9 protein-coding genes are annotated in these 9,771 nt (G+C 28.2%); 3 read left to right on the top strand and 6 right to left on the bottom strand.

Annotation, left to right across the window (positions count from 1 at the left end; all coding sequences use genetic code 11):
• Nucleotides 1–369 precede the first annotated feature (369 nt).
• From prdD to J7G74_RS01615, 3 genes are all read left to right on the top strand, one after another.
• A complete protein-coding gene (gene prdD / locus J7G74_RS01625) occupies nt 370–1,134 on the top strand; it encodes a proline reductase cluster protein PrdD (RefSeq protein WP_297131003.1) in 765 nt (254 codons plus the stop codon).
• 12 nt (nt 1,135–1,146) lie between these two features.
• Nucleotides 1,147–1,617 carry a glycine/sarcosine/betaine reductase component B subunit gene (locus J7G74_RS01620; protein WP_297131000.1) on the top strand — a complete coding sequence of 157 codons (471 nt, stop codon included), beginning with the start codon at nt 1,147–1,149 and terminating at the stop codon, nt 1,615–1,617.
• 1,287 nt (nt 1,618–2,904) lie between these two features.
• Nucleotides 2,905–3,492 (top strand): YitT family protein, encoded by a 588-nt coding sequence (locus J7G74_RS01615; protein ID WP_297130998.1) that lies wholly within the window; start codon nt 2,905–2,907, stop codon nt 3,490–3,492.
• Nucleotides 3,493–3,530: 38 nt separating this feature from the next.
• Here J7G74_RS01615 and J7G74_RS01610 read toward each other — a convergent pair whose 3' ends face one another.
• The 6 genes from J7G74_RS01610 to J7G74_RS01585 all read right to left on the bottom strand — a co-directional run.
• Nucleotides 3,531–3,767, bottom strand: a complete 237-nt coding sequence (locus tag J7G74_RS01610) for a DUF3343 domain-containing protein (protein ID WP_297130996.1) — start codon at nt 3,765–3,767, stop codon at nt 3,531–3,533.
• Nucleotides 3,768–3,812: 45 nt separating this feature from the next.
• Nucleotides 3,813–4,952 carry an aminotransferase class V-fold PLP-dependent enzyme gene (locus J7G74_RS01605; RefSeq protein WP_297130993.1) on the bottom strand — a complete coding sequence of 380 codons (1,140 nt, stop codon included), beginning with the start codon at nt 4,950–4,952 and terminating at the stop codon, nt 3,813–3,815.
• A gap of 12 nt (nt 4,953–4,964) precedes the next feature.
• Entirely contained in the window at nt 4,965–5,867 is a 903-nt protein-coding gene (locus J7G74_RS01600) for a selenium metabolism-associated LysR family transcriptional regulator (protein WP_297130990.1), read from the bottom strand.
• Nucleotides 5,867–7,777 carry a selenocysteine-specific translation elongation factor gene (selB, locus tag J7G74_RS01595; protein WP_297130987.1) on the bottom strand — a complete coding sequence of 637 codons (1,911 nt, stop codon included), beginning with the start codon at nt 7,775–7,777 and terminating at the stop codon, nt 5,867–5,869. The genes J7G74_RS01600 and selB overlap by 1 nt, the downstream gene beginning before the upstream one ends.
• 105 nt (nt 7,778–7,882) lie before the next feature.
• On the bottom strand, nt 7,883–9,283 hold the full coding sequence (selA, locus tag J7G74_RS01590; protein WP_297130984.1) for an L-seryl-tRNA(Sec) selenium transferase: 1,401 nt from the start codon (nt 9,281–9,283) through the stop codon (nt 7,883–7,885).
• Between the two features lie 66 nt (nt 9,284–9,349).
• Nucleotides 9,350–9,771, bottom strand: a 422-nt coding sequence (locus tag J7G74_RS01585; protein ID WP_297130981.1) for an AIR synthase-related protein, incomplete at its 5' end; no start/stop codon positions are given.

Raw genomic sequence — 9,771 nt, 5'->3', positions numbered from 1 at the left:
GTTTTTGTAATATAAATTTTCCTTTACATTGAAAAAACTATATTTTGGAATAAAATAGAAATTTTAAAATTGTTATAAATTTATCATAAAAGGGCGAAATTTATAGGAAAAATAAATAAATTAGTAAGATTTGCAAAATAAAATAGTTGATACTGTTAATCTTATGACACTATAATTATATTGAAATTCGTAATTTATAATCTCAATTGATAAATTTTGAGCAACGGAGGAAGTCGTTGGCGACATAAAGTTAAGCGCCCACGCAGTGGCTTAAGCGAAGCGAATTTTGAGCAACGGGCAAAGCCGTTGGCGATATGAGCGAAGCGAATTTTTTATTCATAGGATTTTAAATAACAAGGAGGGGCAAAGATGTCTAATGAAATTACACTTCGTAGGTTAGTAATAAAATCTTACCACATAAATGAAGTAGAATTTGGTGATGAAAATAAGGTTTTTCTTGATGGTAAAATGACTGTTTGTAAAGACATGATAAAAGAATTAATAGATAGTGAGCCTTTAATAGAAGATATAAATATTCAAATAATAAAACCAGGAGATCATGATAGATTTACAAATACTATTATGGATATAATTCCAATATCTACAAAGGTTCTTGGTAAAATTGGAGAAGGTATAACTCATACTTTAACTGGTGCCTATGTAATGCTTACAGGTGTGGATGTTGATGGAATTCAAACTGCTGAGTTTGGTTCTTCTGAAGGTAATTTAAAGGAACAATTGAAATTAAATAGACCAGGAACTCCAGGAGATGAAGATTACATAATATCTTTTGATGTTACACTTGCATCTGGTCAAGGACAAGTAAGACCAGGGCCTACGGCAGCACATAGAGCTTGTGACAAGTTTTGTAATGAATTTAGAGCAAGTCTTAAAAAATTAAATGGCCATAAATACAGTGAACGTCATGAGTTTTATGATAAAGTAAGACCAGGTAAAAAGAAGGTAGTTATTATAAAGCAAGTTGCAGGTCAAGGTGCAATGTATGATACTCAGCTTTTCTCTCATGAACCATCTGCAATGGAAGGTGGAAGATCTATAATAGACATGGGTAATGTTCCTATGATTGTTTCACCAAATGAATATAGAGACGGCGCCCTTCGCTGTATGTGTTAAGGAGGTATTATTATGGGAATAGGACCATCTACTAAAGAAACTACTTTGCATCATTTTAGAGATCCTCTACTTGATGTAGTTTCAAATGATGAAGATATAGATTTATTAGGTGTTATAGTTGTTGGAACACCTCAAGATAATGAAGATAAAATGTTTGTTGGAACTAGAGCTGCTGCTTGGGCTGAGGCTATGAGGGCAGATGGAGCAATACTTTCTTGTGATGGCTGGGGAAACTCACATGTAGACTTTGCAAATACTGTTGAACAAGTGGCAACTAGAGGAATACCAGTAGTAGGTCTTACTTTTGTTGGGACTGTTGCTCAATTTGTTGTTGTAAATGAATATATGGATACTATAGTTGATATGAATAAAAACCCAGAAGGTATTGAAAGTGAAATAGTTGGGGAAAATGAAGTAACTGAATTAGAGTGTAAAAAAGCAATTTCTTTATTAAAGTTAAAAATGAGAAAGTATGGAAAATAAATAAAAAACCACTATAGCATTTATACAAAAAGATTGACTTTTATATTATATAAATGTTATAGTGGTTTTATTAAAACAACTAAATAAAAAAAGCTTCATCAATACAGTCTTTAAAAATGTCGGCAAACACTTTTAAAGATAAAACCTACAAACTGCGGCAACAGTTAGCAAGAGTCGTAAAGATAAAGCTCTTAATTATTTGTTAATTGATAAATAGATATTATCAAAAAATTTAACTTTTGGCAAGTACTTAAGAGAATCTTATATAATTTTTTTTATAAGAGTACATAACTTAAACGAATCATACAGCCTGTCCAGTTTTTAGGACAGGCTTTTTTAATGTAAAAATAGTACTAATAGACTTAAAACTATTAGAGGGCTGCTACAGTTCTAATTGGATACTGCAAATGAGATTTACTGTAACAACAGTAAGTGGTTTTTCTTAATTTGTAAGTCCAAAAGTAGAGTTGCTGATAACTAAAATCAGAGTCCCTACCATATGTATAGGTGGGTGGGAAGTCCTTAGTAAGACTATAAACTAGAGCTTATATAAGCTACAGTAGGGCACTGCTGTTAAAATGGGTGCTCGGCCACGCACTAGACCTCTCGTCCTAGTTGCGTGTAACGAAAGTCCTATAATTGAAACTCTCCAAAGGATGTTAGCCTAATTACTAAACAGTATAAGGTAAAGAGGAGCGGGTGTGGTTATCCATATTAAAAAGGGCTGCGTAGAATAGCTGAAAGAGCTAGACAGGTTGGTGGATATGACCTGTTTTGATACGTAATTATGATGAAATGCATAATTAATTCGACGAGAGCTGACGTTCCAGGATCGTATACCTGGCTGGTGAAGGTATTTTACTAAACCTAAGTTAGCGAATTGTACCCTATTTTTTATTAGATATATTATGTCTATAACTGTATATTTTTTTAAAAAATAGGGTCTTTTCATTCTGATAACAGGCTCAGGTATTCTACTTTAGAGATGCAAAATAATCAATATAAATTTGTTTGAAATTTATATAAAATGTATTGAGATCAAGTTTTTATATTATACTTTAATTAAAAAGAATCATATTATTTTATAAGGAGGCTTTAAAATGATTGATGTTTTTATAAGTATTAGCGATTTAGTAATTGGATTTTTCTCTGGAGATGAATATAAAAAAATATTTAAGTGTATAAAAAGTAGACTATAGATATATGGTCTATTTTTTTTGTTATTCTAGAGTATATAGTTGATTTTAATAATTATTTAAAATAATATAATATATTAGACTAATAGAAATGAAAGGTAAAAAAATGAAGTATTTAAAAATAATTCTTGGGAACATTTTAATTACAGGAGCCTATGCCTTTATAACTGTTCCAAATCATATTATAAATGGTGGAGTTACAAGTTTTTCTTTAGTTTTATCTAACTGGATAAATGTAAATATAGCTATTTTAACAAATCTTTTTACAATTTTACTACTTGGTATATGTTATGTATTTTTAGGGAAAAAATATTTTTCTTCTTCTATTTTTAGTTGTTTATGTTATATGACATTTTTTGATTTATTTCACTCAATGAATATTAAGCTTAATATGCCAATAATTTTATGTGTAATAATTTCTGGAGTATTAGTAGGTATAGGATACTTTTTATGTTTAAGTGCAAAATCTACAACTGTTGGTTTTGATGTTGTTGCATTAATTTTAAATAATAAAAATGAAAGAATAAATGTAGCATTTTCAATGGGTATAATAAATTCAATAGTATTATCTAGTGGAATTTTTACTTATGGACTTTTAAGTATAATTTATGGTTTTATTTTTACATTTTTGCAAAGTTCTACTTTAAATTTTTGTTTAAAAAAGAGTAAATCAAAATGATTTACTCTTTAATATTATTTCTTCATAATAGTTAATTACTACATCATTATTTCATGGATATTTTCAAAAGATAAATTATTTTCTTTTATAAGATTTTCTATCTTCTCTTGATCTTCTTTATTACAAAGCCAAGATAGTCCACAACCTGCAGATATTTGTCTTGGAACTGGAATTAATCTTCCCGGCACATTTTCACTTTTACAAGTCTTTTCCATGGCCATAGCTCCTGTAGTTGTTTTAAATGTTACTATTAATCTTAATTGTTTTTCTCTCATTTTAACCTCTAAATATTTTATAAATTTGAGTACAGTGAATTTTTATTATTCGTAGCTTGCAGCAATTTCTTTTACTGCATTTATTGCAATATCTATTTCTTCTTCTGTGTTATAGTGGGAAAAAGAAAATCTAACTGCACCTTGTTCAACTGTATTCATAGCTTTATGCATAAGTGGAGCGCAGTGTGCTCCTGGTCTTGTAGATATGTCATAAGCAAAACTTAATTCATCACTAAATGCAGATGAATCAATATCACCGATATTAAAAGCAACTATTGCTGCTCTTTTATTTTCAAAATTTCCATAGATTTTAATATCTTTAATATCTTTTATACCATTATAAAATCTAAACATTAATTCTTCTTCTTTTCTTTGAATATTATCTATTCCTTTTTCTTGTAAATAATCAAGGGCTGCATTTAGTCCAGCAATAGCATGGCCATTTAAAGTTCCTGCTTCAAGCATAGTTGGCATATCATTTGGATGAGTTTTTGAAAAAGTATTAACTCCACTTCCACCAACTTTTAATGGTCTAATTTCAACTCCTTCTTTTACACATATACCACCTGTTCCTTGAGGTCCAAGTAGTCCCTTATGTCCTGTAAAACAAAGAATATCTATATTCATATCTTCCATATCAATTTTAAATACTCCTGCACTTTGAGAAGCATCTACTATAAATATTAAATTATGTTTTTTAGCTATTTCACCAATTCTTTTTACATCTAAAACATTTCCAACTAAGTTAGATGCATGAGTGCAAACTATAGCTTTTGTATTTTCTTTTATTAATTTTTCAAAATCATCATAATTAATATTTCCATTTTCATCACTTTCAACTATAGAAAGCTCCATTCCTTCATTTTCTAGCTCATAAAGAGGGCGAAGTACTGAGTTATGTTCAAGGGAAGTAGTTATTGCGTGATCTTTCACTGTTAATATTCCCTTTATTGCAGTATTTAAACTTTCTGTTGAGTTACTTGTAAAAGCAACTTGTGATGGATTATTTAAATTAAAAAGATTAGATATCTTTTCTCTTGTGTCGTAAATTATTCTTGATGCATCTAGAGATGCTTCATTTGCTCCACGTCCTGCATTTCCCATATGAGTCATGGCATTTACTACTGCATCTATAACACATTTAGGTTTTTTCATAGTTGTAGCAGCATTATCAAGATATATCATTTTATCACCTTCCTAGTATGATATTTCTTTGTAAGATTCTCTCATAAACTTTATAAATTTATGACATGCATTTGACATATACATTTTTTTATTTCTAACTATATATAAATTTCTATACATATTTTCGTTATCAAAATCAAATACTAATAATCTATTATCTTTTACATAATCATTAACTGATAAATTAGACATTATGGAAATACCCATATTATTTTGTATTGATTTTTTTATTGCCTCTATGGAATTTAGTGTGGCAACTACATTTAAATTACTTATATGTAATTGTTTTAAATGCTCTTTTATTTCTTTTCTTGTTCCAGAGCCTTCTTCTCTCATTATTATTGGCTCTTTTAGCAATTCTTTTATTGAATATCCATTTTCCTTCATTTTTAAATATTTTTCAGTTGCTGGAGTTACTACAACTAATTTATCTTTGAAAAATGGTTCAAATATAAGGTTAGAATTTTCAACTTTCGTTCCTACAAAACCTATTTCTGCTTCTTTATTTATAATTTTATCTATAACTGCAGAAGAGTCTCCTTGCAGTATTTTAAATTCTATTTTATTTTTTTTAAGATATTTAGGTAAAATTTCTGGTAAAATATATTGTTCTGGAATAGAAGATGCTCCTATAGTTATAACATTTTTTTCATCCTCATTTAATACCTTAAATTCTTCTAAAATATTCTTTTGAATTCTTAAAATTTCTTTTACATAAGTATATAGTTTTTTACCATCTTCCGTTGGTGTAACATCTTTTGTAGTTCTAATAAGTAATTGAGAGTTTAATTCTTTTTCAAGTAATGCTATATGTGAAGAAATAGTTGGCTGAGTTAAATAAAGTTTGCTTGCTGCTTGTGAAAAACTTCTAGTTTCTATAATATAAGCAAATGATTCCAATTGTTTTAAGTTCATTAGTAAGGTATCCTTTCACTTTCAGTACCATTTTTTCTTGTAACTTTCATATTATCAAAGTATTCAAGAATTGGCTTTGCACTTTTTCTAGAAGTATTTAACTCATCTCTTAACTCACTTATAGTTATTAAGTTATTTGTTTTTAATTTTTCACAAACTATTTTCTCAGCATTATCCATTAAACTTTTTAAAGTATACATTTCTTCATTTATTTTAACTATTTTTTCTTCATCTATTAAAACATTTAAAATGTCTTTTACTATATTTTCTTCTTCATTAAACTCAATTTCACTAAGTCTTACAAAGTCAAAGTTGGCTTTTTTGTAAGTATTTATTAAAATCTTTTCTACTTTTAAGAATGTTTTATCTTTATTTATTTCAAAGTCTGTTAAAGATAAAAATTCCTTATATTTTTTTATTTTATTATTACACATGTACTTATAAATAATTTGGTCAAATACATTTTGCTTTATAGGATTAAATAATTTAGTTTTAAGTAATGATTTTGCTACTCCTGATTTGTATGGATTATCTTTGTGGAATTTTTTTATAAATTCTAAAGTTTCTTTTTCTAGTTTTACTTCTTGAGAAGAGTGCCATACATAAACATCTTTTTTCATTTCATAGCAATATACTAAATTTTCTTCCTTTAATTCATCTATACAATCATTGACTTCATCCATGGATAAACCTGTAAGTTTACCTATTTCCTTTGTAGTAATCATTGTTTCACTATGTTTCTTAACTAATAATTCAACAATATCAGTAGATGAGCCTTCTTCTTTTCTCTTAATTTCTTCTAAATGATTTTCATTAAAAGGTTTCTTTTTAGTAGGGTTAGCATCAAGTATTACCCCTCCACCAACTGTTTCAAGAGGTGAATAGAAACGAACTATAAATTTATCTCCTCTTCTAACAGCAACTTCTTCTTCCAATCTTAACTGTGCATAGCAAGAATCTCCAGGTCCTGCCTCTTCACTATCTAGTAAAACTGCTCTACATAAAACTTCACTAGTTCCTGTAAATAAATGAAGACGACATCTATTGTTTAAAATTCTATTAGATGATTCTAGTACATTTAATTTTACATCTAACATCATAGTGTTTTCCATGGCATCTTTTGGAGCTAAAACAAATCCCCTTTTAATTTCATCTTTTTTAAGATTTGAAATATTTATGGCACTTCTTTGTCCTGCAAAACATTCTTTAACATCTTTTCCATGTACTTGTATACTTCTTATTTTTGCTGTTTTCCCAGTAGGATAAACTTCCAATACATCATCTTTTTTTATACTTCCTGAAATTAAAGTACCCGTAATTACTGTACCAAATCCTGATATGGAAAAACTTCTATCTATTGGAAGACGAGGTATGGTATTTATATCCTTTTCTACTAATTCATCTTTTGTCATATGAACTATTTCTGATACTAAATTGTCTATTCCTTGGTGAGTTGCAGCAGATACTTCAACAATATTGGCATTTTCAAAGACAGATCCTATAAGTTCTTTTTTTATTTCTTCTTTTACCATTTCACGCCATTCATCATCTACTAAATCACATTTATTTAAAACTACTATAGATTTATCAACTCCAAGTTGTGTCATAATATCAACATGCTCACGAGTTTGAGGCATAAATCCTTCATCTGCTGCAACAACAAGCATTACAAGGTCCATTCCTATAACACCTGCAAGCATATTATTTACAAACTTCTCATGACCTGGAACATCGATTATTCCAGCTCTATCACCACTTGGTAAATCAAAATATGTGAATCCTAAATCTATGGTAATTCCTCTTCTTTTTTCTTCTTCCCACCTATCAGTTTCTTTACCTGTTAATGCTCTAATTAAAGCAGTTTTTCCGTGGTCTATATGTCCTGCTGTTCCTATTATTATATTTTTCATTTTATCCCTCATTTGTAAAAGAATTTATAAACAGTTTTTTTATAAATTCTAAACAAATGATTAGAAATTTTTAATCAATTTACTAACCATTTGTTATCAATTCCCCTATTTTTTTATTATATTTATTAGTTTTTTGCTTAGTATATCTATTTCATCATCTAATATTGTTCTCATGTCAATAATTAGCTTATTATCAGATATTCTTCCTACTACAGGGTTTTCATCTAGTCTTAATTTTTCTTCTAGTGATGCAGTAGACATATTCTTAGGTGTAATACTTACACATTTACTATTTAATCTTTCCATTGGAAGAGAGCCTCCACCAATTTGAGAAAGTGTATCTTCAATATTTATAATTGCAACATCTTTTAAAACATCTAATTTTTCATATAAAGTATTTGCATTTTTTTCAATTTCTTTTAAGTCTCTTGTAATTAAAGAAAGAGTTGGTATATTTTTTATAGCATCTTCTTCGTTTAAATACTCTTTAAAAATCATTTCAAGAATAGTTGCTGTAAATTTATCTATTCTAAATGCTCTAGTTAAAGGATTTTTCTTCATTTTATCTATGTATTTCTTTTTACCAACTATAATACCTGCTTGAGGTCCTCCAAGTAATTTATCTCCACTAAAAGATACTATATCAACACCTGCTTTTATGGAATCTTGAACAGTAGGTTCATATTCTAATCCGTATTTACTAAGGTCTACTAAAACACCACTTCCTATATCCTCAATAACAGGAATATTATTTTCTTTACCCAAATCACAAATTTCTTTTATAGATACACTTTCAGTAAATCCAAGGATTTTAAAGTTGCTTGTATGAACTTTTAAAAGTGCTCCAGTATTTTCATTTATGGCATTTTCATAGTCTTCTAAATGAGTTTTGTTAGTAGTTCCGATTTCAACTAGATGAGCATTGGAACTTTCCATAACATCTGGAATTCTAAACTTTCCACCAACTTCAACAAGTTCTCCTCTAGATACTATAACTTCTTTTTCTTTTGCCATAGAACTTAAAACTAACATTACTGCAGCAGCATTATTATTTACTGCCATGGCACTTTCAGCACCTGTTATTTTACAAATTAATTTTTCAAAGTGAGAATAACGCTCTCCTCTTTTACCATCTTCCAAGTTATATTCTAAATTTGAGTAAGATGTAACTATATCACTTAAATAATTAGCATGTTTTTTAGATATTATTGATCTTCCAAGATTAGTGTGAAGTATGGTTCCAGTTCCATTTATAACTTTTCTTATATTATAAGAGTAAGTTTTTTCAACACTTTTACTTATATTTTCTACTAAATTATTTATTTTTTTATTTATAAAATCAAAGTCATTATTTGTTTTTATTTCTTCCCTAATTTTTTCTATTTCTTCCCTTATAACATCTACTACCACATCTCTATGATATTTTTCTATTAAAGAAATTATTTTTTTATCTTCTAATAAAACATCAACTTTTGGGATGCTTCTATACAATATATTTTTATCCATCTTTTCTCCCTTTTTTAATCAAAAGTTCTTATTTATATTTAAATCTTTTGACTAATCTTCTTTTATTTAAAGATTTTTAGTTAAAATAATGCTTTTTTCCTTTTTCTCAACTACTCTACCAATAACTGATATTTTTGTATCCATATTTTTTTCTTCGAAATCTTTTAATATATTTTCCACTTCACTTTCTGGTAAACTTATTAAAAGCCCTCCAGATGTTTGTGGATCATATAATAAATCTGTATAGAATTCTTCAATTCCTTCACTGCATACATCATTTGAAATATAATTTTTATTGTTATAAGTCCCAGCTGGAACTAATCCCATTTTAGCCATTTCTATAGAGCCTTTAATATATGGAACTTTATCAACATCTATTTCAAAAGTAACATTAGAACTTGAAGCCATCTCCATGGCATGACCTGCAAGACCAAATCCTGTTATATCTGTACATGCACTTATAGGATAATTTTCTATAACTTCTTTTG

The organism is Terrisporobacter sp. (assembly GCF_017888745.1).
Lineage (GTDB): Bacteria > Bacillota > Clostridia > Peptostreptococcales > Peptostreptococcaceae > Terrisporobacter.
The sequence above is the reverse complement of the archived record's forward strand: the minus strand, read 5'-3'. Positions and strand labels throughout refer to the sequence as shown.

Bases quoted from the DNA above. Each gene is read 5' to 3' on its own strand.
- prdD (WP_297131003.1), top strand. From the start codon at position 370: ATGTCTAATGAAATTACACTTCGTAGGTTAGTAATAAAATCTTACCAC.
- J7G74_RS01620 (WP_297131000.1), top strand. From the start codon at position 1,147: ATGGGAATAGGACCATCTACTAAAGAAACTACTTTGCATCATTTTAGA.
- J7G74_RS01615 (WP_297130998.1), top strand. From the start codon at position 2,905: ATGAAAGGTAAAAAAATGAAGTATTTAAAAATAATTCTTGGGAACATT.
- J7G74_RS01610 (WP_297130996.1), bottom strand. From the start codon at position 3,767: ATGAGAGAAAAACAATTAAGATTAATAGTAACATTTAAAACAACTACA.
- J7G74_RS01605 (WP_297130993.1), bottom strand. From the start codon at position 4,952: ATGATATATCTTGATAATGCTGCTACAACTATGAAAAAACCTAAATGT.
- J7G74_RS01600 (WP_297130990.1), bottom strand. From the start codon at position 5,867: ATGAACTTAAAACAATTGGAATCATTTGCTTATATTATAGAAACTAGA.
- selB (WP_297130987.1), bottom strand. From the start codon at position 7,777: ATGAAAAATATAATAATAGGAACAGCAGGACATATAGACCACGGAAAA.
- selA (WP_297130984.1), bottom strand. From the start codon at position 9,283: ATGGATAAAAATATATTGTATAGAAGCATCCCAAAAGTTGATGTTTTA.